Origin of the sequence: Bradyrhizobium elkanii WSM2783 (genome assembly GCF_000472865.1) — a bacterium.
GTDB lineage: Bacteria > Pseudomonadota > Alphaproteobacteria > Rhizobiales > Xanthobacteraceae > Bradyrhizobium > Bradyrhizobium elkanii_A.
The window spans coordinates 136152-161321 of the sequence record NZ_AXAP01000012.1 but is presented as its reverse complement, the minus strand read 5'-3'; the positions used below and the strand labels follow the sequence as shown (position 1 = coordinate 161321).

At 64.1% G+C, this 25170-nt stretch carries 25 protein-coding genes; 11 read left to right on the top strand and 14 right to left on the bottom strand.

Going from position 1 to position 25170, the window contains the following annotated elements; translation table 11 throughout:
• Positions 1-268: 268 nt before the first annotated feature.
• Both YY7_RS51540 and YY7_RS0113890 read right to left on the bottom strand, forming a co-directional pair.
• Positions 269-541, bottom strand: coding sequence for a hypothetical protein (locus tag YY7_RS51540; RefSeq protein WP_028163794.1), 273 nt, complete (start codon positions 539-541; stop codon positions 269-271).
• Positions 542-926: 385 nt separating this feature from the next.
• Complete coding sequence (locus YY7_RS0113890; protein WP_028163793.1) at positions 927-1484, bottom strand: HNH endonuclease; 558 nt, start codon at positions 1482-1484, stop codon at positions 927-929.
• Positions 1485-1673: 189 nt separating this feature from the next.
• On the opposite strand from YY7_RS0113890, the gene YY7_RS0113885 reads away from it, so the two are divergent.
• Complete coding sequence (locus YY7_RS0113885; protein WP_028163792.1) at positions 1674-3434, top strand: chloride channel protein; 1761 nt, start codon at positions 1674-1676, stop codon at positions 3432-3434.
• Positions 3435-3644: 210 nt separating this feature from the next.
• Here YY7_RS0113885 and YY7_RS0113880 read toward each other — a convergent pair whose 3' ends face one another.
• The 9 genes from YY7_RS0113880 to YY7_RS0113845 all read right to left on the bottom strand — a co-directional run bounded on the left by YY7_RS0113880 (position 3645) and on the right by YY7_RS0113845 (position 14179).
• Complete coding sequence (locus tag YY7_RS0113880) at positions 3645-4619, bottom strand: peptidyl-alpha-hydroxyglycine alpha-amidating lyase family protein (RefSeq protein WP_028163791.1); 975 nt, start codon at positions 4617-4619, stop codon at positions 3645-3647.
• Positions 4620-4748: 129 nt separating this feature from the next.
• On the bottom strand, positions 4749-6536 hold the full coding sequence (locus YY7_RS0113875) for a flavin-containing monooxygenase (protein WP_028163790.1): 1788 nt from the start codon (positions 6534-6536) through the stop codon (positions 4749-4751).
• A gap of 92 nt (positions 6537-6628) precedes the next feature.
• Entirely contained in the window at positions 6629-7714 is a 1086-nt protein-coding gene (locus YY7_RS0113870) for a DUF2855 family protein (protein WP_028163789.1), read from the bottom strand.
• Positions 7711-7944: a hypothetical protein gene (locus YY7_RS60280; protein ID WP_155255157.1), complete on the bottom strand. Its 234-nt coding sequence runs from the start codon at positions 7942-7944 to the stop codon at positions 7711-7713. Before YY7_RS60280 ends, YY7_RS0113870 begins: the two co-directional genes overlap by 4 nt.
• Positions 7945-7959: 15 nt before the next feature.
• Positions 7960-9321 carry an FAD-binding oxidoreductase gene (locus YY7_RS51535; RefSeq protein ID WP_035690043.1) on the bottom strand — a complete coding sequence of 454 codons (1362 nt, stop codon included), beginning with the start codon at positions 9319-9321 and terminating at the stop codon, positions 7960-7962.
• 108 nt (positions 9322-9429) lie between these two features.
• On the bottom strand, positions 9430-10290 hold the full coding sequence (locus tag YY7_RS56500; RefSeq protein ID WP_196237265.1) for a helix-turn-helix domain-containing protein: 861 nt from the start codon (positions 10288-10290) through the stop codon (positions 9430-9432).
• Between the two features lie 133 nt (positions 10291-10423).
• Positions 10424-11941, bottom strand: coding sequence for an acyl-CoA synthetase (locus YY7_RS0113855; RefSeq protein ID WP_028163788.1), 1518 nt, complete (start codon positions 11939-11941; stop codon positions 10424-10426).
• Between the two features lie 29 nt (positions 11942-11970).
• Positions 11971-13152, bottom strand: a complete 1182-nt coding sequence (locus YY7_RS0113850; protein WP_028163787.1) for an ABC transporter substrate-binding protein — start codon at positions 13150-13152, stop codon at positions 11971-11973.
• A 52-nt stretch (positions 13153-13204) separates the two neighbouring features.
• A complete protein-coding gene (locus tag YY7_RS0113845; RefSeq protein ID WP_028163786.1) occupies positions 13205-14179 on the bottom strand; it encodes an NAD(P)H-dependent flavin oxidoreductase in 975 nt (324 codons plus the stop codon).
• Between the two features lie 131 nt (positions 14180-14310).
• On the opposite strand from YY7_RS0113845, the gene YY7_RS0113840 reads away from it, so the two are divergent.
• Together YY7_RS0113840 and YY7_RS0113835 are read left to right on the top strand one after the other, a co-directional pair.
• Positions 14311-15198 (top strand): LysR family transcriptional regulator, encoded by an 888-nt coding sequence (locus YY7_RS0113840; protein WP_028163785.1) that lies wholly within the window; start codon positions 14311-14313, stop codon positions 15196-15198.
• Between the two features lie 157 nt (positions 15199-15355).
• Positions 15356-15871, top strand: a complete 516-nt coding sequence (locus tag YY7_RS0113835) for a hypothetical protein (RefSeq protein WP_051396694.1) — start codon at positions 15356-15358, stop codon at positions 15869-15871.
• Between the two features lie 429 nt (positions 15872-16300).
• Here the strand turns inward: YY7_RS0113835 and YY7_RS0113825 are convergent, their stop codons facing one another.
• Complete coding sequence (locus tag YY7_RS0113825; protein WP_028163783.1) at positions 16301-16954, bottom strand: DNA-3-methyladenine glycosylase family protein; 654 nt, start codon at positions 16952-16954, stop codon at positions 16301-16303.
• A gap of 117 nt (positions 16955-17071) precedes the next feature.
• Here YY7_RS0113825 and gluQRS point away from each other — a divergent pair, with 117 nt between their 5' ends.
• Together gluQRS and YY7_RS0113815 are read left to right on the top strand one after the other, a co-directional pair.
• Complete coding sequence (gluQRS, locus tag YY7_RS0113820) at positions 17072-17944, top strand: tRNA glutamyl-Q(34) synthetase GluQRS (RefSeq protein WP_028163782.1); 873 nt, start codon at positions 17072-17074, stop codon at positions 17942-17944.
• Between the two features lie 168 nt (positions 17945-18112).
• Entirely contained in the window at positions 18113-19363 is a 1251-nt protein-coding gene (locus tag YY7_RS0113815) for an ATP-binding protein (protein ID WP_028163781.1), read from the top strand.
• On the opposite strand, the gene YY7_RS0113810 is transcribed toward YY7_RS0113815, so the two are convergent.
• The gene (locus YY7_RS0113810) at positions 19290-20183 is read right to left on the bottom strand and encodes a YihY/virulence factor BrkB family protein (protein ID WP_028163780.1); all 894 of its coding nucleotides are present in this window, start codon (positions 20181-20183) and stop codon (positions 19290-19292) included. The two genes, YY7_RS0113815 and YY7_RS0113810, sit on opposite strands and share 74 nt — an antisense overlap.
• Before the next feature lie 121 nt (positions 20184-20304).
• Here YY7_RS0113810 and YY7_RS51525 point away from each other — a divergent pair, with 121 nt between their 5' ends.
• The 6 genes from YY7_RS51525 to YY7_RS0113780 all read left to right on the top strand — a co-directional run bounded on the left by YY7_RS51525 (position 20305) and on the right by YY7_RS0113780 (position 24420).
• Positions 20305-20499 (top strand): twin transmembrane helix small protein, encoded by a 195-nt coding sequence (locus YY7_RS51525; protein WP_035690040.1) that lies wholly within the window; start codon positions 20305-20307, stop codon positions 20497-20499.
• 50 nt (positions 20500-20549) lie between these two features.
• Positions 20550-21122, top strand: coding sequence for a cob(I)yrinic acid a,c-diamide adenosyltransferase (locus tag YY7_RS0113800; protein WP_028163779.1), 573 nt, complete (start codon positions 20550-20552; stop codon positions 21120-21122).
• A gap of 120 nt (positions 21123-21242) precedes the next feature.
• Positions 21243-21992 (top strand): electron transfer flavoprotein subunit beta/FixA family protein, encoded by a 750-nt coding sequence (locus tag YY7_RS0113795; RefSeq protein WP_028163778.1) that lies wholly within the window; start codon positions 21243-21245, stop codon positions 21990-21992.
• Positions 21993-22943 carry an electron transfer flavoprotein subunit alpha/FixB family protein gene (locus YY7_RS0113790; RefSeq protein ID WP_028163777.1) on the top strand — a complete coding sequence of 317 codons (951 nt, stop codon included), beginning with the start codon at positions 21993-21995 and terminating at the stop codon, positions 22941-22943.
• Between the two features lie 307 nt (positions 22944-23250).
• The gene (locus YY7_RS0113785) at positions 23251-24132 is read left to right on the top strand and encodes a 3-hydroxybutyryl-CoA dehydrogenase (RefSeq protein WP_028163776.1); all 882 of its coding nucleotides are present in this window, start codon (positions 23251-23253) and stop codon (positions 24130-24132) included.
• A 99-nt stretch (positions 24133-24231) separates the two neighbouring features.
• Positions 24232-24420, top strand: a complete 189-nt coding sequence (locus YY7_RS0113780; protein WP_028163775.1) for a putative motility protein — start codon at positions 24232-24234, stop codon at positions 24418-24420.
• On the opposite strand, the gene tlpA is transcribed toward YY7_RS0113780, so the two are convergent.
• The gene (tlpA, locus tag YY7_RS0113775; RefSeq protein WP_155255156.1) at positions 24417-25094 is read right to left on the bottom strand and encodes a thiol:disulfide interchange protein TlpA; all 678 of its coding nucleotides are present in this window, start codon (positions 25092-25094) and stop codon (positions 24417-24419) included. The genes YY7_RS0113780 and tlpA overlap by 4 nt on opposite strands.
• Positions 25095-25170 lie beyond the last annotated feature (76 nt).

Here is a 25170-nt window from a genome sequence, read left to right as displayed (position 1 = left end):
GGGCCGCCGCAGCACACCATCGTGCAGCGCTTGTTGCGATCACTCAGACGCAACGCAACCGAGGTGATCATCCCGCGCATGGCCGGGGGTACGGCACCGGCCACCATTGGTGATCCCGGGAATGGGGCCGGCGCTGCGTGTGATGGGCACTCCGCGACGTCCCCAGTCCCTCCNATCCTGCGAGNAATGACGCAACCTCAGACCGGCCGACAGTCGGCGCTACGTCCGTCAAGCGAAAGTAACATCCTCAGATGAGGCAATACGGGGGTCAATTTTGGACGCCGATCCCCCGGCTTAGGGGGTCAATATTGCAGGCCGAATGACATTTAAGACGACCGATGAAGCCGCGGCCTTCTTCGCTCAGCATCACCACATAGCGATCTGACAATCGTTCCGACACACGGAACACGCCACCGAAGAGCCAAGCGTCCGGTTCATGATAAAATTGGATGAGTGAAAAGATCTTGGGACGATTGAATTCGTCGCGCGCTGGGCGGTATTCCTGCCAACCTTGCCATTCTCCCCTGTCGCGCGCCCACACTTCTAAGGGCCGGCTGTGTCCGTTCCAGCGCGCAAAATGGAGCTTGTATTCCGATGGACCGGCTATCGACCAAATGGCGGCGGCTCAGAGGCACTCATGCTCGTCCTCTAGCACAAATGTGGCCTACTCGGCCAATTTGCCCAGGATCGTCTTCCAGAGGTTGAGACGCTCGACACCGTGAGAGTCCCACGGCCCAGTCGCTGGGCCCGTCGATGTACACCAAGATTTAACCACGAAGGGCCGGACGATAGCGTCGGAGAACTCGTTCGCTGGATCTCGCTCGGTCCGATGGTGATGTTTCGACAAGATCAGGCGGCAAAACGCGACGCACTTATGTGTGTTTTGACACTCTTATGAGGTGCATCACAAAACTCCCGACAATCCCTTACGGATCCAGCTCGGTGTCCCAGTACAGGTAGTCGAGCCAGCTATCGTGCAGATAGTTTGGCGGGAACAGGCGGCCGTTGCGGTGGAGTTGGTGCACGGTCGGCGCGAACGGCGTCTGCTTCGGAAACATCTTGGCCTGCTGCGTCGTCAGGTTGCCCTTCCTGAGGTTACAGGGCGAGCAGGCCGCGACCACATTCTCCCAGGTGGTCTGGCCGCCTTTGCTGCGCGGGATGATGTGATCGAAGGTGAGATCGTCGGGCGAATTGCAGTATTGGCAGGCGAAACGATCGCGCAGGAAAACGTTGAAACGCGTGAATGCGGGATGCGTGGTCGGCTTGACGAAGGATTTCAGCGAGACGACGCTGGGGAGCTGGATTTCGAAGGAGGGGCTCCGGACCGCCCGGTCGTAATATTCGACGATATTTACGCGATCGAGGAAGACTGCCTTGATCGCGTCCTGCCACGACCATAGCGACAGGGGATAATAACTCAGCGGCCGAAAGTCCGCGTTCAGGACCAGTACCGGCCAACCGCCTTGCGAGACATGTGCGTTCAAGTAACGCTCCCGGCCTCCATATCGCTGCGAAGCAGCATGTACTGACATACTACATGCAGCGTGACGGGATTGTGAAGAGCATTGAGCCGTTTATCCGCTCTGCGCTGCCATGATCCCGCCGTGATTGCCACCCGCCTGCAAGGCCCGTAAACGAGGCCGGAGATACCTCCTGCGTCGGCGGCCTCCGCAATGCTCACCAAGTCCCGCTATCTCGAGGCTCCACGCCGGCTGCGCGCCTTCGTCCGCGCGCATGAAACCAGCCTGGTGGTCCTGGCGGCACTGACCGGAACCATTGGCGGGCTGGTGGTGGCGGCCATGAGTGGCGCGGTGTCGGTCCTGCACGTCGCCCTGTTCGACCTGCCGTTCGGCGAGCGGCTCTCCAGCCAGATCAGCCTCGATCCGCTGCGCGCCGTGCTGGTTCCGAGCCTGGGTGGGCTATTGCTGGGCCTGGCCTTCCTCGCGCTGGCGCGCTGGCGGCCGAAGCGCGAGATTGATCCGATCGAGGCCAATGCCCTCTATGGCGGACGGATGTCGTTCCGCGGCAGCGTGATCGTCGCGCTGCAGACGATCTGGTCCTCCGGCGTCGGCGCCTCGGTCGGGCTCGAGGCGGGCTATACGCAGCTCTCCAGCGGCATCGCAGCTTCGGTCGGCCGCGCCTTCCACCTGCGGCGCATCGATCAGCGCATCATGGTCGGCTGTGGAGCGGCGGCGGCGATCGCCGGCGCCTTCGGCGCGCCGCTGGCCGGCGCCTTCTATGCTTTCGAACTTGTGATCGGCGGCTACACGCCCGCGAGCCTGGCGCCGGTCGGGGTCGCCGCGGTTGCCGGCTATTTTGTCGCCCATTCCTTCAGCGTGCTGACGCTGGGGGTCGGCGTCGATGCCGCCGGCGACGTGCTGGGGCGCGACCTCGCCATCGCCGCGCTGCTCGGCGTGCTGGCGGCGCTGTTCGGCATCGCCATCATGCGCGGCGTCACGCTGTGCGAGACGCTGCTCGGAAAGACAGGGCTCTGGCCGCCATTGCGTACGGCCCTCGGCGGCTTCGCGGTCGGACTGATGGCGCTGCTGACGCCGCAGGTGATGTCCTCGGGTCATGGCGCGCTGCATCTCGGCGGCATCGTGTCGATACCGTTCGCCTTCATGGCCGGCGTGCTGTTCCTGAAAGCGATGGCCTCGATCGTCTCGCTCGGCAGCGGATTTCGCGGCGGCCTGTTCTTCGCCACGCTGTTCATGGGCGCACTGGGCGGCCGGCTGTTCGCCGCCGGTTGCGACATGTTGTGGCCGGGCCTCCAACTCGATCCGGACGTCTATGCGGTGATCTGCATGAGCGCGTTGTCGGCGTCGGTCATCGGCGGACCGCTGACGATGTCCTTCATCGCGCTGGAATCGACCGGCAATCTCTGGCTCACCACGGCGGTGCTGGTCTCCGTCATCATCTCCACGATGATCACGCGGGAACTGTTCGGCTATTCATTTGCGACTTGGCGCTTGCATCTGCGTGGCGAGACCATCCGCAGCGCCGCCGATGTCGGCTGGATCCGCGATCTCACGGTGGACAAATTGATGCGCCGGGACATGACGACCGTGAATGCGGACGTGCCAATAGCGCAGTTCCGCAAGCAGTTCCCGCTCGGCTCCAAAACCCAGGTGGTCGCGGTCGATGGCGAGGGGCGTTACGCCGGGTTGGCATTGATCGCGGACGCGCATGCGCCCGATATCGATATGCACAACGGCCTCCTCGGCATCCTGCGCCACAGCGACGTGGTGCTGCATCCGTCCATGAACATCCAGGAGGCAATTGCGGTGTTCGACGCCGCGGAAGCGGAATCGCTCGCCGTGGTCGAGGAGGGCGCGGAACGCTGTCCGATCGGCGTCCTCAACGAGGCGCACGCGATGCGGCGTTATGCCGAGGAATCCGAGCAGCGCCGGCGCGAGGTGATCGGGGATATTTGATCGCGGCTCTTTGTTTGAGCATGATCTCCGCGCAAACGCTTCGCGTTTGTCGCGAGGGAAACCGGTTCCCAACTTTCCGGATCATGCTCAAGAGCGCGATGTCATTTGGTGAAATCGGCTTAGCCGCAAGTTCACCTCTCCCGAAGGGAGAGGTGAAAAGAGGCAGCGCCCACGGCGGATACAGTTCAACCTTACCTCGTCAAGCTCTGGCTACGTTACGATCTTCTCCAGCTTCTGCAGGCAGCGCGCCACCCTTACCTCGGCCGGCATCTCGGTCTCGGGAAAGCTGGTCTTCCAGTCGGTGACGCCGACCTCGCCGACATAGATGTCGCCTTTGGAGTCGAGCGCGATGCCGTGCGGCGCCAGGAATTTGCCGGTCTCCACGCCCGGGCCGGTTTCGCCGCCGAGCCGCGCGATGCGGTTGCCCTTGGCATCGACGATGGTCAGCCGGGGTCCAAGATTGGGCACCTTGCGATTCACGGCCATGCCGGGACCGAGTTCGCCGAGCACGAAATTGGGTTGCTTGCCGCCACAACAGCAGAGCGCGCAGGGACGGTGCAGATTGTTCCACTGCGTCTCGTATTTGCCGTTGCCGTCGAACACCTGCACGCGATGGTTCTCGCGGTCGGCGACATAGACAAAGCCGTCGGCATCGGTCGCGATGTTGTGAACGATGTTGAACTGTCCGGGATCGGTGCCGGGCGCGCCCCAGCTCTTCATCAGCTTGCCGTCGGGCGTGAATTTGTGGACACGGGCGTTGCCGTAACCGTCGGAGACATAGATCTCGCCCTTTGGCGATAGCGCGGTGTGGGTGCAGCGGTTGAACGGCTCGCCGCTCATGAACGGCGCGGGCTTAGCTGGGATGCCGATCGTGAGCAGCACCTTGCCCTCGCTCGCGCATTTGCGCACGGTGTGGTCGCCGTCATCGGTGCAATAGAGATTGTCATCGGCGTCGATGTGCAGGCCGTGGGCGCGGGAGAACAGGCCTTCGCCCCAGCTCCGCAGGAAATTGCCCTCGCGGTCGAACACGATCATCGGATGCTCGCCGCGATTGAAGACGTAGATGCGGTCCTTGCTGTCGACCGCGACGGAGGCGACGTCGGTGAGCTGCCAGCCGTCGGGCAGCTTGGCCCAGTTCTGCACCACGCGGTAGCGATGCTCGCCGGAGCCGAGGATGGTCGACATGTGTTTTCCTCCCCAAGGTCGTTGTCATTCCGGGATGCGCCGCAAGGCGCAGGCCCGGAATCCATACTCACGATGGTGGTTATGGATTCCGGGCTCGCGCTTCGCGCGCCCCGGAATGACAGCGCGAAACTATGAAAGCGCTGCGCGCGGCCCGACGTCGCGCGGCAGCAGGCCTTCCTCGATCGCCTTGATCTGCAGCGCCAGATGCTTCGAGCCGATCCGGCATTGCGCCAGTCCGCCGGCGATCAGCCAGAGGCCCGCCTGGTGCGTGCGGGTGTACATGTTGCGGAGCTCCTGCTCCTCGCCAAAGCCCCAGATCGTGCCGACGCGGTCGGCGACGTCGGCGCCGAACAGCTTCTTCACCAGTTCCTCCTGGCGCTTGTAGCCGGTCGCGAGCACCACGAGGTCGGCGGGGAGGAGTTCGCCGTTCTTCATCCTGGCACCGGCGGCAACGAACGTCTCGATATCGGCAAACTGCTTCAGCGCGATCTCGCCTTTGACGATCAGATCGGAGCAGCCGACGTTGAAATAATAGCCGCCGCCGCGGGTGAGATATTTGAACTGCCAGCCGGTGTTGTCCTCGCCGTAGTCGAGCTTGAAGCCGACGCGCTTAAGGCCCTCGAGCAGGTCCTTGTCGAGCGCTTTCGATTTCTCCGTCACCATCGCGTGGCTCTTGCGCCCCAGCTTGAGCGGCATCGACATCGCGATCAGGTCGTTGTCGTCGAGCGTCCCGTCATTGTAGGGCGCGTAGACGAGCTGCGCCGACGGCTCGATGCTGACCACCAGCGTCGGGCTGCGCTGCACCAGCGTCACGTCGGCGCCGCTGGAATAGAGGTCCTGGGCGATGTCGTGGCCACTGTTGCCGGTGCCGATGACGATGGCGCGCTTGCCCTTCCAGTTCTCGCCGTCGTCATAGCCGCTGGAATGCAGGACCTTGCCGGAAAAATCCTTCAGGCCGGGGATATCAGGCACGCTCGGAATCCCGCTGACGCCGGTGGCCAGCACCACATGGCGCGGATGCATCTGGCGTTTCGAGCCATCGGCGCCGCGCAGCGTCACCGTCCAGCGGCCTTCGTTCGCGTCGTAGTGCCCGCCCTCGAACTCGGTGCTGGTCCAGAAGTTCAGCTCCATGGCGTCGACATAGGCTTCGAACCAGTTGGCGAGCTTGTCCTTCGGGATATAGGTCGGCCAGTTCGGCGGAAAGTGCATATAGGGTAGGTGGTTGACCTGCACCTGGTTGTGCAAGGTCAGCGCGTGATAGCGCTTGCGCCAATTGTCGCCGATGCGCTCCTCGCGGTCGACGATCAGCGTATCGACCTGCAACTGCTTCAGCCGTGCCGCGATGCAAAGCCCGCTCTGGCCGCCGCCGACGACGAGCACGATCGGATCGCGGTCGGCATAGTCGGTCGACGCCTTGCGGAGGTCGAGCCAGTTCGGCCCGCGGAAGTCACGCGAATAGGCGTTGCCACGGGGGCGGTTGACGCCGAGCTGCTCCTCAAAGCCCTTGAGCTCGCCGAGCTCGGTCAGCAGCGTCCAGGCCTTGAGCGCGTTGCCGTCGGTAGGGTCAGGGATCAGGCGGACGATGCCGCTGCCGCGACCGATCGTGGTCTCGAACTTGAACATCGCCTCGATCGCATTGGTGCCGGCCCGCATCACCTTGCGCGGGGCGCGGCGGTCGGGATCGATCACAAGGCGGCGTGGTGCCGCGCGGCCCGCATGCCGCTTCAACTCGGCAATGATGGCGTCCGCGCCGTCGATGGTCTGGATGTTCCAGCTCAGCGCCAGTATATCGCGCCAGAAACTATCGGGGAGAAAAAGGAAATTGAGCGCGCCGTCGCCGGGCTTGCGAAGTGCGTCCTCGAATCGCGCGAGCCAAGTGTCGGCGGCCACCGAGATGTCGTCGGTCTTGTCGAGCATGAGCGTTTCCCATCACGGCCGTCTCCGCGGCGTGTTCCCGTGCAGCCTATACCTATTCGGCAGGCCGCAGAAAGACCGTGACGGGATGTCGGCTATTCCCAGAGTGAGAGAATAAGCCCCAGTTCCGGCGGCACGCGGCCGCTCAGGATATCGAGATAGGCGGTGCGCACCGCCGCAGGGCCGAGACCTTCGGTCACCGCAAGCCATTGCTCGAGCTTCGGCGCGAAGCCAGCCCATGCGGGGCCCAGGCGCGCCTCGATTCCGCCCGGTCCCCATTCCTTGGCGCGCTTGCGGATCTGCTCGGGCGCGGAGAACCAGCTCGGCTTGGCGCCGGGCAGTTCCGGCTCGTTCTCCGATGAGCGACGATGCGTCAGTCCGACGCGCCCGGAATATTTCATCCGTGCGCCGAAGTGCCGGTGCAGCACCTCGCGCAAGCCGCTGTTGCCGGCCATGTCGACGAACGCCGCCGGTCGATCGGCAGCCAGTGACGCGACGCGATCATAGGTGATGACCTCGTCGTAGCAGCCTAGCGATGTCACGAAGCTGGTATTTGCCTCCGACGTCAGGCCGATCACCTTGATGCCTCTGGAGTGCAAGAGATGCGCGAGCCCGAAGGCGGTCTTGCTGGAGGCGGAGGAGAGCATCACGCTTTCCGCGCCGAAAAATCCGTTCTCGGCGAGGAAGTCGTCGACCAGGAACGACAGCATGAACAATGGCCGCAGCAAGGCCTGGTAGTCGCCCTGCCGTCCGGCAAAGGCGGAATTGCCGCTCACGCGCGCATAGGCGTTGTAGACCGGCGCCACGCCCTGCCGATGTGCGGCGCCGTCACGCAGGCCGCGCTTGCTGACGTCGGCGGCCTCGATCACAAGGTGCGTCGCCATCGGGAAATACCCGAACAACCGTTCACCCTCGGCAACGTTCGGATGGCGGGAGGCGATGACCTCGCCAAATCCCCACACCGGAATGTTGCCGAACCCATCCGGTGCAGGAAAGAGCTGCCAGTATTTCAGCTCGTCGCCGAGCACCGCATAGGTGATGTTGTTGGCGGTCAGCGCAAAGCGCGTCACCTTGATCAGCAACGTCTCGCTTGGAAGCGCGGCGGCATCGGGCACTGTCTGCTCGATGAATTTGCATTGCTTGAGATCTTTGCGGGCGACGACGAAGTCGGTCGATGTCATGGCGGCGGCTCCGGCTCGTGACGTGCCGCCATCTTTGCGTCGGGCGATGGACGTTTTGCAACAGCAACATAGTTTAAAACGCTGTTCGCTTCCGGCGGCTGCGATGAAGCGGACGCCGGCCTGACAAGCCGTTTGAAATTGTGGACCCGAGGCAGACGCGGGGCCGCTCCTCTCGCCTTGAAGGCGGTCAAAATGAACGCGATGGTGGTGCTAACGACAGAAATCAGCATGCTTGTCCTCAACGCTTATGCCGAGCGCGGCAGTGGAATGGCGGAACGGAACACGTCGTCGGGATCGTAGCGTCGCTTGATCTCCATCAGTCGCTTGGCATTGCCCCCGTAGCTCTGTCTCGCGCGATCGAGTTCATCCTTGCCGAGAAAGTTCGGATAACCGCCGGGTAGCGCTGAGGCGAAGCGCTCGCGCGTTGAGCGCGTCCAGTGCAGGTGCCGCGGCCAGTCGCTGGCGTTGGAGCGATCCGGAAAGCTTGCCAGGATTTCGACCAGCAGGTGATCGCGACGCAGTCCGAACGCCGTCGCAGCCTCCGCGACCCGGCACGCCGAGCCGCGGAATTCGTGGGTGATGATCGCACATCCCGGCGAGACCGCGTTTTCCATCGCGTGGATGAACACGTCGATGGCGTCGCGGTCGAGCGCCGGCAGCCAGCAACTGTCCATCACGGTCTGCAATCCGCTGGCGATGTAGGGATCGAACATGCCAAGCAGGGCCGCGTAGGATCGCCGCTCAATTCCGCCTGCCAGCAGTGTTCCCAGCCGGGCGTACGGTTCAAGCGTCGCTTCGCCGTCCTCAGGCCGGCCGCTCCAGGTTGGCACGATCAGGACCACCACCGTACCGTTTGGATCGGCGACCAGCGTGTGCTGCACCGTCAACTCGTCCGGCGCCGACGCCATCAATGCGCTGCATCGTTCGAGCACCGCGCGGGCCTCGGAAAAGGGATAGACGAGCATGCCGGAATGGACGCTCGGCAGTTCATGGACGCGATGACGCATCGCCGTCACCACGCCGAAATTGCCGCCGCCGCCACACAGCGCCCAGAACAGATCGGCGTTGCTCTCGCTGTCGGCATGCACGATGCGGCCGTCGGCCAGCACGATCTCGGCGGCGAGCATGTTGTCGATCGCCAGTCCGAAGCGTCCGATCAGCGGACCATAGCCGCCGCCGAGCGTGAGTCCGGCGATCCCGACGCTCGAAACCGATCCCGCCACCACCGCCAGCCCGTGTGGATCGGTGACAGCTATGACATCCGCGGCGCGGGCGCCGCCCGCAATCGAGGCGCTGCGGCGGTCGGCACTCAGCGCGACGCTGCGCATGCCGCACAGGTCGATCACCGCGCCGTCGCAGAGCGCGCGGCCCGCCCAGTCGTGGCCACCGCCGCGGACCGACAGTGGCAGCTCGCGCTCGCGCGCAGCCCGGATTGCATCCTGGACATCCCCAGCGGTTCGGCAATGCACGACCGCACCGGGCGCGACGCCGACCTGCTTGGCCCAGATACTGGTCGCCGCCGCATAGCGATCATCGCCGGGCAATGACACCAGCCCAGGCAAGTCCTCGCTCAGGCCGTAAACGGCGGCATCGATCGTAGCAGACATGGCTTCACTCTCCTGTGATCGGCGCGAGCGGAGTGCTCGGCGTGTCTGCCGATTTACGGAGAAGCGGGCCCTGCGTTCGTGAAGATTCCTGCGGTTTTGCTGGTTCGCTCAGGTAAACTCGGAGGGCGCGACGCCGTACACGCGTCGGACCCATCGCGACAAATGGCTCTGATCCGCAAACCCGGTGTCGACAGCGATTTCAGCGAGACCCATTCGTCCTTCGCGCATATGCCGCGCCGCCGCCTGCAGGCGGAGATGGACCACGTAGCGATACGGCGTCATGCCGACCGATCGAGTGAATACGCGCGAGAAATGGAACGAGCTGCGGCCGGCGAGTGCGGCGAGATCGGCGACCTCGATCGGCTCGGCGAGATTGATCAGCACATAGTCTCTGATCCGCTGCAGCGCGCGTTGACCGAGCCGGCCGCGAATTGGGCGTCGCGGCGTCGACGTATAGTTGGACACCAGGCGGCCGATGAAGCGGCTCGCGGCTTCGCTCCAGAACAGCGGACCATTGGGATAGCCTTGCGCACTCTCCGCGGCCAGCGACTGCGCCGCCTGCTGAAGCGTTTGGTCGTACCCCGACAGCCGTTCCGGCAGCTCCGCTTCGAGCGCGTAATCTTCCGCGGCCGCAAGCGCAAGCTGGGTCGGCTTGACCGCGACCAGCAGCATATCGGCCGTGCCGTCGGCGTCGGCGGACGAGTCAATGCCGGCCGGACAGATCGCGAGAGCGCCGTGGGTCGTCTCGTGCCGAAGCTGCCGTCCGGCTATTCGGCAATCGAGCTGCAGATGAGGTGACATCTGAAGGAAGACGAGGTGCTGATCCGGTGTGGCGCTGAAATGCGCGCCGCCGTCGAACAGCGCCCGGAACACCCGCACGCCGCTTTCGCCTGCCGGGCCGTCCGCTTGGGACGTCGTCGGCGGGCTGCCATCCTTCTGAGCCCAGCGCACCTGACCGAACTTCGTCACGCCGATCGCGCTCCATTGGCAACGCATGAAACAACGTTGCTAGGTTGGGCGCGGATGGAGGCTGCGAAAGGGCGGCGAAGCCGTTCCTAACGCACACGTGAAAAGGCGTGAGAGCGCATTTGCCGCGGCCGCATCAAACGGCTGCGCGGAGCGTGCCTTCGCGATGCAGATCGCGCAGCTTGCGTTTGAAGATCTTGCCGGTGGCTTCGCGCGGCAGCGCGTCCATGAACTGGATGTCCTTCGGCACCTTGAAGTTGGCGAGCTTGCTGCGCAGAAAATCCTGCACGGCGGCGACCGACAGCGTCGCGCCCGGCTCGGGCTCGATGCAGGCGAACAGCCGCTCGCCATATTCGTCGTCGGCGACGCCGAACACCGCGCAGTCGCGCACGCCTTCCATGCCGATCAGCGCGTTCTCGATCTCGGCGGGATAGATGTTGACGCCGCCCGAGATCACCATGTCGCGCTTGCGTTCGCACAGGAACAGATAGCCGTCCGCATCGAGATAGCCGACGTCGCCGACGCTGACGAGGCCTTCGCGCCCGGCGTCGGCGCGCGCTTTGGCGTTGCCGTGATAGTCGAAATCCGGGATTGCCGTCTGCCGCATGAAGATCTCGCCGGGCTCGTTGACGTCGCATTCGGTCCCGTCGGGGCGGAAGATCTTTACGATGCCGCCCTCGATCACGCGGCCGACGGTGCCGGGCTTTGCCAGCGCCTCCGTCGCCGAATGCCAGATCGGGATCCCGGTCTCGGTGGAGCCCAGATATTCGTTCACCACCAGTCCCCACCAGTCGATCATCGCGCGCTTCACATCCTGCGGACAGGGCGCGGCGCCGTGAATGATGAAGCGCAACGAGGAGACGTCGTAGCGTCGTCTCGTTTCCTCCGGCAGCCGCAGCAGCCGCACGAACATCGTCGGCACCATGTGCATATGGGTGACGCGGTGGCGCTCGACGAGCTGCAGCAGATCCTCGGGATCGAAGCGCGGTTCGAGCACGATGGTGCAGCCGCTGCGGAACGCCAGCATGCCGTAGCTGTGCGGCGCCGAATGATACATCGGCCCGTTCATCAGAACGATCTGGTTGTCGTTCGGCTTGATGCCGTAGGCGATCGCGCTGACGCGGGCGGCCGCGGCCTGCAGTTCGGGCGGCATCGGCTTGCGCCGCACGCCCTTGGGCTGGCCCGTGGTGCCCGAGGTGTAGAACATCGGCGAAGCGCCGATCGGGGCATCGGTCAGGGGTGCGTGCGTGTCGCGCCAGCGGTCCCAGTCGGTCAGGCCGTCGGGCACTGGCGCCAGCGCCGGCGCGACGCCATAGGCCGCGGCGATCTCGGGCGGCGTCGCCACGACCAGCAGTTTGAGCCCGGCGGGCAGCCCATCGCGTATCTGCGGCAACAGATCGGCATGACAGATCAGGACATCCGCGCCGCTGTCGGCGAGGATATAGGCGACCTCGTCGGCCTTCAGGTGCCAGTTGATCGGCACGATCGGGCTGCCGAGCGCGGCGGAGGCGGCCACCGCCTCGAAGTCGTTGCGCAGCATCATCGCGACCGGCCGGCCATCGCGCACGCCGAGCGCCCGCAACCCGGATGCCGCGCGGGCGATGCGCTCGTTGATCTCGCCATAGCCGATCCGGCGTTCACCGCTGATGATCATGCTCACATCCTCAATCTTTTGCGACAGGCCTAGCGGTCGTCCAGGATCTCGCCGAAAGCGATCCAGCTTTTGCCGTTGAAGCGCCGCAACTGCAACTGCTGGAACGGCAGATAATCATCCGGACCGGTCGTAACGGACATTCCCGGCAACAATAGCGGCAGCTTGACCTCGCGCAGCGACGTCGCCTGGCGCAGGATGTTGTCGCGGCTGAAATCGTCCTTGCATGCCCTGAGCGCGGCCATCAGAAGTGTCGCATAGTGGTAGCCGGCGGCGTAGTTCGAATTGTTCAGGTCGGCATTCGGCAGATACTGCTTCATGAACGCAAAATATTGTCTCACACCTGCGTCATCGGCCCACTGCACATCCATCGTGTCCTTTTGATTGCTCGAGGAGATCAGGCCGACTGCATTCTCCAGTCCCGCCGGCTCCAGGAATGAGATCGAGGAGGCCGAGGTCGGCACGAAGAACAGTTCGGGCTTCCAGCCGAGCTCGGCCACGCCCTTGATCGACTGCGAGGTGAATTTCCCAAGCACGACGGCGAACAGCACGTTGGCGCCGGAGGCCTTCAATGTCGCCAATTGCGAACTGATTGTCGGCGCGCTGGTCTCATAGCTCGCCTCCGCGACGATCATGCCGGCGGCCTTGGGGCCGAGCGCGCGTTTGAAGCCGGCGACATAGTCGCGGCCGAAATCATCGTTCTGGGAGAGGATTGCGATCCTGGCGTCGGGTTTGGCCTGCAACACATATTTGGCATAGACGACGCCCTCGGATTCGTAGGCGGCCATGCCGGGCATGGTCCAGGGAAAGTTCTTCGGGTCGGCCCATTTGGTGGCGCCGCTCAAGAGGAACAGTTGCGGGACCTTCTTGCCGTTGAGGTAGCGGTGCACGGCGCTATTGGTCGCGGTGCCGAGCGAACCGAATATCATCTGCACCTCTTCCTGCTCGACGAGCTTGCGGGTCTGCTCGACCGTCTTGGGCGGAGAGTAGGCGTCGTCCATCGTGATGAACTTCACCTTGCGGCCGTTGATGCCGCCTTCGGCATTGACCTTGGCAAAGAAGGCTTCCTGCGTCCGCCCGATGATGCCGAAGCCGGACAGCGGACCGCTATAGGGCAGGGTCTGCCCGATGCGGATGTCTTCCTTGTCCTCGGCGAAGGCCGTTGCGATCGCGCCCAAGGTAAACAGAACGGCCAATGCGTGCCGCAGCTTCATGGTCTCTCTCCCGGTCGTCAGTTTTATTTGTTGAGCAGAGGAGGCGTAGCGCTCACGCGCTCGCCCGCCGCAGGAAATCACCGCGTGCTTCGGTGAATTCCGTCTTGAGCCGCTCCACCAGTTCGGCGACCGGCGGGATGTCCGCGATCTGGCCGATGCCCTGGCCCGAACCCCAGATGTCGCGCCACGCCTTGGCCTTCATGTTGCCGCCGGAGCCGAAGTTCATCGTCGACTTGTCGGCAACAGGCAGATTGTTCGGATCGAGACCGGCGGCCACGATCGACGGTCCGAGGTAGTTGCCGTGCACGCCGGTGAACAGGTTCGAATAGACGATGTCGTGGGCGGCATGTTCGGTCAGCGCCTGCTTGTAGCGCGGATCGGCATTGGCCTCCTGCGTGGCGATGAAGCGGGTGCCCATGTAGGCGAGGTCGGCGCCAAGCGCGAGCGCGGAGGCGATGCTCCAGCCGTCGGAGATCGCGCCCGACAGCAGGATGGTGCCCTTGAACCATTGCTTGACCTCGCGCACCAGCGCGAACGGCGACAGCGTGCCGGCATGCCCGCCGGCGCCGGCGCAGACCAGGATCAGGCCGTCGACGCCCTGCTCGGCGGCTTTCCGTGCATGCTTGACGTTGATGACGTCGTGAAACACCACGCCGCCATAGGAATGCGCGGCCTCGACGATTTCCGATGGCGGCCGCAGCGAGGTGATGATGATCGGGACCTTGTGCTTCACGCAGGTTTCCATGTCCCGCATCAGCCGGTCGTTGGAGGCATGGCAGATCTGGTTGATGGCGTAAGGCGCGACCTTCGCGTCCGGATGTCGCGCCTTGTACTCGCCGAGCTCGTCCTCGATCTGCGTCAGCCATTCGTCGAGCTTCTCGGCCGGCCTGGCGTTCAGCGCCGGAAACGAGCCGACGATGCCGGCCTTGCACTGGGCGATCACGAGATCGGGACCTGATACGATGAACAGCGGCGAACCGACCACCGGTAGTTCGAGACTGTTGGCGAGAAAAGCGGGCAGCGTCATTCCTGGGTCCTCCGGTGCCTGCGGCATCTTGATCTTGACGCTGTCAATATAGGGCTGGACGAAGCGATGGCGCTGTTCAATATTGAACAGTCGTTTCAGCAGGAATGAACAGGCTATCGCGAGGCCGCCGGATGGATTGGGACCTGTGCAAGACCTTCGTCGCCGTCGCGGACACCAGGAGTTTCGCCGGCGCCGCACGCCGCCTGCGCGCCAGCCACCCGACCATCGGCCGCAAGATCGCGGCGCTGGAGAAGCAGCTCGGCACCCGCCTGTTCGCGCGCTCCAATGACGGGTTGTCGCTGACCTCGCAGGGCCGCAAGTTTCGCGAGCATGCCGAAGCCATGGCCGCCGCGGCGTTGCGCGCCGAGGCCGCGGCGTCCGCAACCGGCGAGCAGGCGAGAGGCGTCGTGAAGCTGTCGATCGGTGCGACCTTGGCCGCGCACTGGCTGATGCCGCGGCTGGGGCCGTTCCTGCGCGATCACGACCATATCCAGCTCGAGATCATCACCCATCCGTTTCCGGCGAGCGTGCGCCGCCGCGAGGCCGATGTCGTGCTGCGGCCGGTCGATGCCGGCGAGGAGAACCTGATCGGGCGCAGAATAGGCCGGCTCGGCACCGGGTTCTACGCCTCGCGCGACTATGCCGCGCGGCGCAAGCTGCCGGAGCGGCGCGAGGAGTGGCGGGGTCACAGCGTGATCGGGTTTGCCGACGAGGCGTCCAACGCGCATCTGGCGCGCTGGAGCGATTTCATCACCCGGCAGGGGACCGTGGTGATGCGCTGTTCCTCGCAAGGCGACATGCTCGCCGCCGCGCGCGCCGGGCTCGGCATCTCGGCGCTGTCATGCTTCGTCGCCGAGAACTGCCCTGACCTTGTGCGGGTCGCGCCGCAGAAGCTCGGCAGCGTCTCCGACCTCTGGCTGCTCGCGCATCCCGACCTGATCGAGCTGCCCGCCGTCCGCGCCGTGACCAGCTTCGTCACTGCCTGCGCCCGCGAAGACCGCATCAGGCTGCGCGGCTAGTGCCCCGTAGCCCGGGTGGAGCGCAGCGCAACCCGGGACATCTGCATCAACATTGACGATCGGTCTCGGGTTACGCTGCGCTTCACCCGGGCTACGGGCCTGTCCAGAGAACTTTCGCCGCCCGCCGCGCTTGTCAAAGGACATGAGGCTCACAATCATGCGCCGACACTCTGTAAGCGTTACAGTCAACGACAAGATGCAGCGGGGGTACCGCTACGTCCTCACCGAACCTGCCGGACGCAATTTCGATCCGGAATTTCGTCCCGAACTCACGCCGAAGCAGCTGCTGGCCCTCGGCATCTTTTGCGGCAAGTACATGACGGACTGCCGTAAGGAATTCCCGGCGAGCTGGTTTGCCGGCGCCCGGCTTTCGCCTTCGAGACGAGACTGCTCGCTGAACTACTTCGGCGTCAACGCGAGCCAGCCTCTTTTGGTCTGGCGACAGAAAGGATGGATCCACCCCGACGATCCGCGCGGCTGGTTTCAATGGTATTGCCGCTACTACATGGGCCGTCGCATACCGATGGAGGATGCGCGGCAGATCAGGCGCTGGAAAGCGATCCGGCGACATGTCGCGCAGATCAAGCGCAGTTGCGAACCCCGTGATCTGACGTGCAGGCCGCGGCAACGCCAAGCGTTGCTCCATTGGGCCTACGACAGCCGCAAACTGTGACGCAGGCTGTGTTAGTCATGGCACGCAGGGACAATCCTCTGCGTCGATGTCAGCGGCGGCCAAGATTGGCGAACGGTCTTGCTGAAAGCCAAGTTACCGCGGCAAACAGGACGCCAGCGTAAAGTCCAAAGAATGGACGATAGGACGAGCCTTCGAGATATCGATGAAGTTCAAGAGCTTGGAAGAAAGTGATGCTGACGATCCATATCAACGCAACGAACCATTTCCACAATATCGGGTCTAGATCACTTTCTTTCCGGGCTCTTCTGAGGAAAAAACGATCAAAGCGACAAAGATCGAAAACCAAGTCATGGTGGGTTCGTCCAATTTGACGCACAGGTAGCCCAAGACAGTTTCGGTTTTGGTCGATCATAGATCGCAATTTGATTAAATTTCGTGTGCACGCACACGGGCATGACGGGATACGTCCTACTTCGCGCCTGCAATCACGCCTTCGCGTTTCTTCAGCACACGGTAATAAGCCCACCACAGATGCGCCGCGGCGCCGCGCAGCGGGCGCCAGGGCTCGGCCAGCGGCGCCATCTGCTTTGCCGTCGGCCGTTCCTTCAGTCCCAGCCCGATCTTGACCGCTTCCTGCACGGCGAGGTCGCCCGCCGGCCAGGCGTCGCCATGGCCGAGGCAGAACAACAGATAGATGTCCGCGGTCCATGGTCCGATGCCGGGCAGCGCGGTCAGCGTGTTGTGGGCGATGTCGGCGTCTTCGTTCGCGAGCACGTCGAGGTTCAGCCGCTCGGCGGCGAGCTCGCGCGCGATGTGCTTCAGTGTCTTGATCTTCGCCGCCGACAGGCCGAGCCGGCCAAGCCGGTCGGCGCGCGCCTTGCTGATCGCATCATGATGAAAGGGATCGAATGCCTTGCTGACCCGGCCCCAGATCGCCGCGGCGCTCGCGGTCGAAAGCTGCTGGCCGCAGACGATCGCGGCAAGCCCGGCAAAGCCCGGCTCGCGCTGCCGCAGCGCCGGCATGCCGGTGATCTCCAGGACTGGCCTCAGCCGCTTGTCCTGCTTCACAAGAGTTTTGATCGCGTCTTCGAGGTCCGATTGGGTTTCGAAGTGGATGAGCATGGAGGAACAGTCTCGTCGCGTCATGCGCGGGCTTGACCCGCGCATCCATCTGCTATCGATAAGAGTCCTAGAGGATGGATTGCCGGGTCAAGCCCGGCAATGACGAATTCCAATACAATGTCGCCACCCGTTTTCCGATTCGCGCCGAGCCCGAACGGTTATCTCCATCTCGGCCACGCTTTTTCGGCGTTGTTGAATTTTGACCTCGCGCGCGAGGCCGGGGGACGCTTCCTGCTGCGGATCGAGGACATCGATCCGACGCGCTGCCGGACGGAGTTCGAGACTGCGATCTACGAGGACCTCGCCTGGCTCGACATCGCCTGGGAGATGCCGGTGCGGCGGCAGTCGGAGCATCTTGACGCTTATCGCGAGGCGGTCGAGCGATTGACCGCCGAGGGCCTGCTCTATCCGAGCTTTGAAAGCCGCGCTGAGATCGCGCGCCTGGTCGCCGAGCGCGAGGCGGCGGGACCATGGCCGCGCGATCCGGATGGCGCGCCGCTTTATCCGGGCGCCGCGCGATCGCTGCCGGCGCCGGAGCGGCGGCGGCTGATCGAGTCGGGGGCGCCTTACGCGCTGCGGTTGAACATGGCGGCGGCTCGCGCGCGGGTGAAAGATCTGAGCTGGCCCGAACAGGGGGCGGGACCTGCCGGCGAGCACGGAACCGTCATCGCCCGGCCGGAGGCGTGGGGTGACGTCATCCTGGCGCGCAAGGAGACGCCGACCAGTTATCACCTCTCGGTCGTGATCGACGACGCCCTGCAAGGGGTGACCGAAATTATCAGGGGGCAGGACCTGTTCTGGTCCACCAGCGTGCACCGGCTGCTGCAGGCGCTGCTCGGCATCGCTTCGCCGGCCTACCGGCACCACCGGCTGATCCGCGATTCGGTCGGACAGAAGCTGTCGAAGTCGACCAAGGCAACCGCCTTGCGGGAACTGCGCGCCGGCGGTGCGACGCCCGCTGATATCCGCCGTCTGGTGGGGTTACCCTAGGTGCTTCACCTCTCCCCGATGGGGAGAGGTGGTCCTCGCGGCCAGATCGAGCTCAACCAAACGGCCTCAGCCCACTTTCGCGTAATGGCGCCGTCGCCCAAAAGGTCTCCGTGACACCCACCACCCTCGCATGCCATTCTGCCGGCCGGGGCAGGGTTCACGGGAATCATGGCGGCAAGATCGCGCGTTGGGCGCACCATTCGGCATCCCAAGAAGACGCCGTCGCGGAAGCGTGTCTTGAAGGCGGCAAAGGCGCGCCGCGGACGCGCGCCTGCCAAGGCGGGCCCCGGCGTGGTCGAGACTGCGCTGGCGGCCTTCGCGCATGAGGTGCGCACCCCGCTTACCGGTATTCTCGCGATCAGCAACCTGCTTGCGACCTCCGACCTCGACGAGCGCGAGCGGCGCTGGGTCGATACCATCCAGGCCGGCGCCGAGCATCTGGCCAGCCTTGCCACCCTGTTCGTCGATGCCGCGCGAAGCCGTGGCCCCGGCCTTGAGATCCGGCAGGATTTTTTCGACCTGCGCACGCTTGCCCGCAACGCCGGGAATTCACTCGCCGGGCGGGCGGCGGCCAAGGGCCTGCAGCCCTCGGTCGATATCTCCGAAAAGCTGCCCGCCTTCGCCGTCGGCGATCCCATTCGGCTGCGTGCGGCGCTGGAGAACCTGATCGACAACGCGGTCAAATTCACCGAGCGGGGAACAGTCGCGTTCGAGGTTACGCCGACGCGCGCCGCGAAAGGCAAGGTCGGGGTCGCCTTCGCGGTCTCCGACAGCGGCATCGGGCTTTCGCTCGCCGAGATCAAGCGCCTCTTCCGTCCGTTCTCGCAAGCCAATGTCCGGGTCGCCTCGCGCTTCGGCGGCGCGGGCCTCGGCCTCTCCTCGGTCAAGCAGCTTGCGCGGGCGATGGGCGGCGACATCGTCGCCAGGCAGCGGCGGGGCGGGGGCACCACCTTTACGCTGACGATCGTGCTGGCGTCCGCCGGCGAACCGGCCGCATCCAACGGCGAGGCCGGGAGCGACGTCCCGGCCGGGTCGCCGCGCGCGCTCCGGCTGCTCAGCGTCGAGGACAATCCGTTCGGCCGCGTCGTGCTCAACACCATCCTCACCGAGCTCGGCCATCAGGCGGAGTTCATCGGCGATGGAGAAGCGGCGCCGGAGCGGCTTCAGCAGGGCGCCTTCGACGCCGTGCTGATGGATATGGTGCTGCCCGGCATCGATGGGGTGGAGGCGATCAGGCGTATCCGCGCGCTTCAGTCGCCGCTTGGCCGCATTCCGATCATCGGGATTTCCGGCCGCAGCGAGGACGAGGCGGCATCGCGGGCGGCCGGCGCCGACGCGTTCCTGGTCAAGCCTGTGAGTCCGCGTGCTTTAGCGACTGCGCTGCTTGAAGCGATACGCCCTTCGGCAGGCGCGACTTGATGATCGCCGCGTTCAATTCGCCGCCATAGACGAAGATCGCGGCGATGAAATACAGGAACACCAAAGCGATGATCACCGACGCGAGCCCCGCATACATCGTGACATAGTTCTTGGCGAAGCGCGCCAGGTACTGGCCGAACACGATGCCTGATATCAGCGAGGCCACCATGGTGAAGATGATGCCGGGCAGGATCTGCAGGAAATTGCGGCGCCCCGCCGGCAGCCAGGCATGCAGGATGAACAGCGCGACGGTCAGCGCCGTGATCGTGATGCCGTAGCGTGCAATGTTGAGGATGCGCTCGTTGCTCTCGACGAAGAACGGAATGTAGTGCCGTGCCGTCTCGAGCATCAAGGGACCAAGCACGATCAGGAACGCCATCACCAGTGAGGAGATGGCGGCGACAAGGGTGTAGCCGATCGATTCCAGCCGCAGCCAGTACCAGCGACGCCGCTCGACCACGGCATAGGCGCGGTTCAGCGCTACCCGCAGCGCTTCGACACCGTTGGAGGCGAAATAAACCGCGAGCGCCGCACCGACGGTGAGGATGTCACCGCGCGTGGTCGTCAGGACGTCATGAACCTGGCTGGACAGCGTGTCGGCGACTTGTTTGGGCCAGGTCTGCAGCAGCAGGCTCGCGGCCTGGTCGGCCAGTTCCTTGGAGCCGAAAAAGCCGGCGAGGGAGGTCAGCACGATCAGAAACGGGAACAGCGCCATCAGGGTCGACAGCGCAATATGGCTCGCAATCGCCCAGCCGTCGTCGGCGAGGAACGTGTAGAACGCATCCATCACGACGTGGTAGACGTAGCGAACCTGCTTCACTTCCCACCCTGATCCGGCCAGCCGAGGCCGCACACCAGCTTCCGATATAATCGCACCAAACGCCAGATCGTTGCACTTGCCCCATGTGGCGCTTCAGATATCGCGGTGTTATGTAGCGCAGATGGCATCCTTCTTAAGTACGTTCATCCTCCCGATCGCGGTCGGCGCCGTCGGGGTGGTCCTGTTGCTCGGTCTCGCCAACATGATGCGCGGCGGCTCCCCGAACACCTCGCAGAAATTGATGCGGCTGCGCGTCTTGCTGCAATTCGTCGCCATCGTAATCGCGATGCTCGCGGTCTGGGCGATGGGGCGCTAGTTCTCACCTCTCCAAAAGGAAGAGGTGGTCGCAAATACCGGAGCTGGAACATGGTCGTGCTCAACAAGATCTATACGCGCACCGGCGACGACGGTACGACGGCGCTCGGAAGCGGCGAGCGGCGGCCGAAATATGATCTGCGCGTCAGCGCCTACGGCACGGTGGACGAGACCAATGCCGCGATCGGCGTGGTGCGGCTTCATCTTGCGGATAATCCCGCGCTCGACCGCATGCTCGGCCTGATCCAGAACGACCTATTCGATCTTGGCGCCGACCTCGCGGTGCCCCAGCGCGAGGGCAAGGCGGAGCGTTTGCGGATGCTGGCGAGCCAGGTCGAGCGGCTCGAGCGCGACATCGATACGCTCAATGCCGAGCTGGCGCCGTTAACCTCTTTCGTGCTTCCCGGCGGTACCCCGGCGGCAGCCTATCTGCACCTCGCCCGTACGATTTGCCGCCGGGCGGAACGGATGATGGTGGAACTTGCGGCCAAGCCGGATGAGCCAGTCAGCGAGGCTGGCATCCAGTATATGAACCGCCTGTCGGATTTCCTGTTTGTCGCCAGCCGTTTCCAGAACGACAAGGGTGCCGGTGATGTGTTGTGGGTGCCGGGCCAGAACCGCTAGAATGGGTCTCATATCCACGGGGCCGATTTTTGGCTTTCGCGCGTTGACCGCCGATAGCGGGACCTTTAGGTTCCGCGCCCAAGCCAATCAACCCCCTAATTTCAAAGCGAAAGAGGATCGATGAAGGTTCTTGTGCCGGTAAAGCGGGTCGTCGACTACAACGTCAAGGTCCGCGTCAAGAGCGATGGATCGGGCGTGGAGCTCGCCAACGTCAAGATGTCGATGAACCCGTTCGACGAGATCGCGGTCGAGGAAGCGTTGCGGCTGAAGGAAGCCGGCAAGGCGACCGAGGTCGTGGTGGTGTCGATCGGCCCGGCGCAAGCCTCCGAGACCATCCGCACCGGCCTTGCGATGGGCGCCGACCGCGGCATCCTGGTCAAGGCCGAGGGCACGGTGGAGCCGCTCGCAGTCGCCAAGCTCCTGAAGTCGGTGGTGGAGGCTGAGAAGCCCGGCCTCGTCATCCTCGGCAAGCAGGCGATCGACGACGATAGCAATCAGACCGGCCAGATGCTGGCCGCACTGCTCGGCTGGTCGCAGGCGACGTTCGCCTCCAAGCTCGAGGTCGAAGGTTCTGACTTCAAGGTCACGCGCGAGGTCGACGGCGGCCTGCAGACCGTGAAGCTGAAGGGCCCGGCGATCGTCACCACCGACCTTCGCCTCAACGAGCCGCGCTATGCTTCGTTGCCGAACATCATGAAGGCGAAGAAGAAGCCGATCGACGAGAAGAACGCCGCCGATTACGGCGTCGATCTCACACCGCATCTCGAAATCCTCAAGACTTCGGAACCGGCAGGCCGCAAGGCGGGCGTCAAGGTCAAGGACGTCGCCGAACTGGTGTCGAAGCTCAAGACCGAAGCCGGGGTTCTCTAAATGACGACATTGCTGATTGCCGAACACGAACACGAGAAGCTGAAGGACGTCACCAACAAGGCGCTCACCGCGGCGACCCAGTTGGGCGGCGACGTGCATGTGCTGGTCGCCGGCGGCGGGGCGGGCACCAAGGCTGCGGCCGAAGCGGCGGCGAAGCTCGTCGGCGTCAAGAAGGTGCTGGTGGCCGAAGGCGAGGCCTATGCGCACGATCTCGCCGAGCCGCTTGCCGCACTGATCGTCTCGCTGGCGCCGTCCTATGACGCGATCGTTGCGCCCGCGACCTCGCGCTTCAAGAACGTGATGCCGCGCGTCGCGGCCTTGCTCGACGTCATGCAGGTCTCCGAGATCATCAAGGTGGTCGCGCCTGATACCTTCGAGCGTCCGATCTACGCTGGTAACGCGATCCAGACAGTGAAGTCCAAGGACGCCAAGAAGGTGATCACGGTCCGCACCTCGACCTTCGCCGCGGCGGGCGAGGGCGGCAGCGCCTCGGTCGAGACAGTGGCGGCTGCGGCCGATCCCGGTCTCTCCAGCTTCCTCGGCGAGGAGGTCGCCAAGAGCGATCGTCCGGAACTGACCTCGGCCAAGATCATCGTTTCCGGTGGCCGCGCCATGCAGAGCCGGGAGAATTTCGCCAAGTACATCGAACCGCTGGCCGACAAGCTCGGTGCCGGTGTCGGCGCATCGCGCGCGGCGGTCGACGCCGGCTATGCCCCGAACGACTGGCAGGTTGGCCAGACCGGCAAGGTGGTGGCGCCGGAACTTTATGTCGCGGTCGGCATCTCCGGCGCGATCCAGCATCTGGCTGGCATGAAGGATTCCAAGGTGATCGTCGCGATCAACAAGGACGAGGACGCGCCGATCTTCCAGGTCGCCGATTACGGCCTGGTCGCCGACCTCTACCAGGCGGTTCCGGAGCTGACCGAAGCGCTCGGCAAGCTCGGAAAATAAGCAAAGAGAACACCGGCCGGATGGTACGGCCCCGGCCGGTGTTCTTGTTTTTGAATGGCGTTTTTCCGCGAAGCAGGTACCTTTCGCCCGTAGCATGAGCCGGAAAAACGGGTACCGGTTTTCCGAAAGATCATGCTCAATAAAAAGAAAGACGGAGCATGATCCGTACCCGGAGCGCCGCGTCGGCGCTAACTGGGCGCCGGTTTACGAAAAAGATCATGCGCAAACGTAAGACTTGTCGGATATTGGGGACATAGTAGGGGACTTGGGCGAGGCGCGATGGACGCGCTGTCCCGGTGGTGACAACATGACGGTCGCAATCAAGAAGGTCGGCGTAATCGGCTCGGGCCAGATGGGTAACGGCATTGCCCATGTGGCGGCGCTTGCGGGCTTCGACGTGCTGCTCAACGACATTTCCGCCGATCGCGTGAAATCGGCGCTCGCAACCATCAACGGCAATCTGTCGCGCCAGGTGGCCAAGAAGTCCATCACCGAGGAGCAGCGCAAGCAGGCGCTGTCCCGGATCGTCGCGACTGACAGCCTCGACGAACTGGCGGATTGCGATCTTGTGATCGAGACCGCGGTCGAGAAGGAAGAGACCAAGCGCAAGATCTTCCACGATCTCTGCGCGGTCCTGAAGCCGGAGGCGATCGTCGCCTCCAATTCGTCGTCGATCTCGATTACGCGGCTCGCCGCCTCGACCGACCGCCCGGAGCGCTTCATCGGCATTCATTTCATGAATCCGGTGCCGCTGATGGAGTTGGTCGAGCTGATCCGCGGCATCGCCACTGACGATGCGACCTTCGACGCTGCCAAGACGTTCGTTGGCAAGCTCGGCAAGCAGGTCGCGGTATCGGAGGATTTTCCGGCCTTCATCGTCAACCGTATCCTGCTGCCGATGATCAACGAGGCGATCTACACGCTCTATGAGGGCGTCGGGAACGTCGAGGCCATCGACGCGGCGATGAAGCTCGGTGCCCACCATCCGATGGGCCCGCTGGAACTGGCTGATTTCATCGGGCTGGACACCTGTCTGTCGATCATGCAGGTGCTGCATGAGGGGCTCGCCGATTCAAAATACCGGCCGTGCCCGCTCTTGGTGAAATATGTCGAGGCCGGCTGGCTCGGCCGCAAGACCCAGCGCGGCTTCTACGACTATCGCGGCGAGAAGCCGGTCCCGACGCGCTAACTTGTCGTCATTGCCGGACTTGACCCGGCAATCCATCCTCAATCCAGCTTTCATTAACCCCCGCCGCCTATGGTGCGTCCGAATTGGGGAGTACCGCGTATGGATATGATGAGCATGGTCTCGGGCATTCTGGCCATGCAGGCCGGCGGCCTGCAGTCGCAGATTCAGACCTCGATCATCAAATCCAATGCGGACGCCGAGAAATCCGCGGTCCAGACGCTCCTGGGTGCCCCGTCCACGGCCAACCTGGCGCCGGGCGTCGGCGGTAATCTGAACGTCGTTGCCTAAATCCCTGCCGCGGCCGGCTGCACGGCGGACGTGATCAGCTTCACGGCATCGTCGCTAGCCCATTCGGCCGGACCCGCAATGGTCGCGATCTCGCAGCCGTTGCGGTCGATCAGCATCGAGGTCGGCATCCCAAGCGCCTTGCCTATGCTCTTAAGATCCTGAAAAATCTTGGCTTTCACGTCGCTGAAATAGCCGAGCCGGGTCAGGTTGGCGTCTTTCAGGAAATTCTTCGGCTTGTCGAAGTCGCGGGTGTCGATGTTGATCGCCACCACCTCGAAATCCTTGCCGCCGAGCTTGGCCTGCAGCGCGTCCAGCGCCGGCATCTCTTTGCGGCAGGGCACGCACCAGGTGGCCCAGAGGTTCACCAGCACGGTCTTGCCGCGCCAGTCCGACAGCTTTCTGGGCTTGCCGTCGGCGTCCTCGAAGGCGAGGTCCGGGACGCGCAAGGGTTTCGTCGCCATCGTCAGCGCGGCGAGCTCGCCGTGCGCCAGCGGGCCGAGCTTCTTCGCCAGATCGACCGCCCCGCTGCAGACCGGATCGCCGGCCGGGCCGCGGCCCATCAGCCCGCCAAATCCGGAGACGCCGGCATAGCCGATCAGCGCGCCGACCAGCACCGCGCCGATCACGAGCGGGATCCGGCGCGTGGCGCCACGGAACGGGGGAGTTTCGGGCATATCGTTTGTCATTCCGCGTCAGATATGGCTAAGCAGGGCCCGCGCCGGCGGCGGGTCGGTTTCGACGGTCGGCGAT

Coding starts and splice junctions, on each gene's coding strand:
- YY7_RS0113800 (WP_028163779.1), top strand. CDS start 20,550: ATGGTCGTGCTCAACAAGATCTATACGCGCACCGGCGACGACGGTACG.
- YY7_RS0113845 (WP_028163786.1), bottom strand. CDS start 14,179: ATGACGCTGCCCGCTTTTCTCGCCAACAGTCTCGAACTACCGGTGGTC.
- YY7_RS0113855 (WP_028163788.1), bottom strand. CDS start 11,941: ATGATCATCAGCGGTGAACGCCGGATCGGCTATGGCGAGATCAACGAG.
- YY7_RS0113815 (WP_028163781.1), top strand. CDS start 18,113: ATGGCGGCAAGATCGCGCGTTGGGCGCACCATTCGGCATCCCAAGAAG.
- YY7_RS0113850 (WP_028163787.1), bottom strand. CDS start 13,152: ATGAAGCTGCGGCACGCATTGGCCGTTCTGTTTACCTTGGGCGCGATC.
- tlpA (WP_155255156.1), bottom strand. CDS start 25,094: ATGCCCGAAACTCCCCCGTTCCGTGGCGCCACGCGCCGGATCCCGCTC.
- YY7_RS0113780 (WP_028163775.1), top strand. CDS start 24,232: ATGGATATGATGAGCATGGTCTCGGGCATTCTGGCCATGCAGGCCGGC.
- YY7_RS0113840 (WP_028163785.1), top strand. CDS start 14,311: ATGGATTGGGACCTGTGCAAGACCTTCGTCGCCGTCGCGGACACCAGG.
- YY7_RS0113785 (WP_028163776.1), top strand. CDS start 23,251: ATGACGGTCGCAATCAAGAAGGTCGGCGTAATCGGCTCGGGCCAGATG.
- YY7_RS0113875 (WP_028163790.1), bottom strand. CDS start 6,536: ATGCTCGACAAGACCGACGACATCTCGGTGGCCGCCGACACTTGGCTC.
- YY7_RS0113790 (WP_028163777.1), top strand. CDS start 21,993: ATGACGACATTGCTGATTGCCGAACACGAACACGAGAAGCTGAAGGAC.
- YY7_RS0113885 (WP_028163792.1), top strand. CDS start 1,674: ATGCTCACCAAGTCCCGCTATCTCGAGGCTCCACGCCGGCTGCGCGCC.
- YY7_RS51525 (WP_035690040.1), top strand. CDS start 20,305: ATGGCATCCTTCTTAAGTACGTTCATCCTCCCGATCGCGGTCGGCGCC.
- YY7_RS0113795 (WP_028163778.1), top strand. CDS start 21,243: ATGAAGGTTCTTGTGCCGGTAAAGCGGGTCGTCGACTACAACGTCAAG.
- gluQRS (WP_028163782.1), top strand. CDS start 17,072: ATGTCGCCACCCGTTTTCCGATTCGCGCCGAGCCCGAACGGTTATCTC.
- YY7_RS0113835 (WP_051396694.1), top strand. CDS start 15,356: ATGCGCCGACACTCTGTAAGCGTTACAGTCAACGACAAGATGCAGCGG.
- YY7_RS0113870 (WP_028163789.1), bottom strand. CDS start 7,714: ATGACATCGACCGACTTCGTCGTCGCCCGCAAAGATCTCAAGCAATGC.
- YY7_RS0113880 (WP_028163791.1), bottom strand. CDS start 4,619: ATGTCGACCATCCTCGGCTCCGGCGAGCATCGCTACCGCGTGGTGCAG.
- YY7_RS51535 (WP_035690043.1), bottom strand. CDS start 9,321: ATGTCTGCTACGATCGATGCCGCCGTTTACGGCCTGAGCGAGGACTTG.
- YY7_RS0113825 (WP_028163783.1), bottom strand. CDS start 16,954: ATGCTCATCCACTTCGAAACCCAATCGGACCTCGAAGACGCGATCAAA.
- YY7_RS60280 (WP_155255157.1), bottom strand. CDS start 7,944: ATGCTGATTTCTGTCGTTAGCACCACCATCGCGTTCATTTTGACCGCC.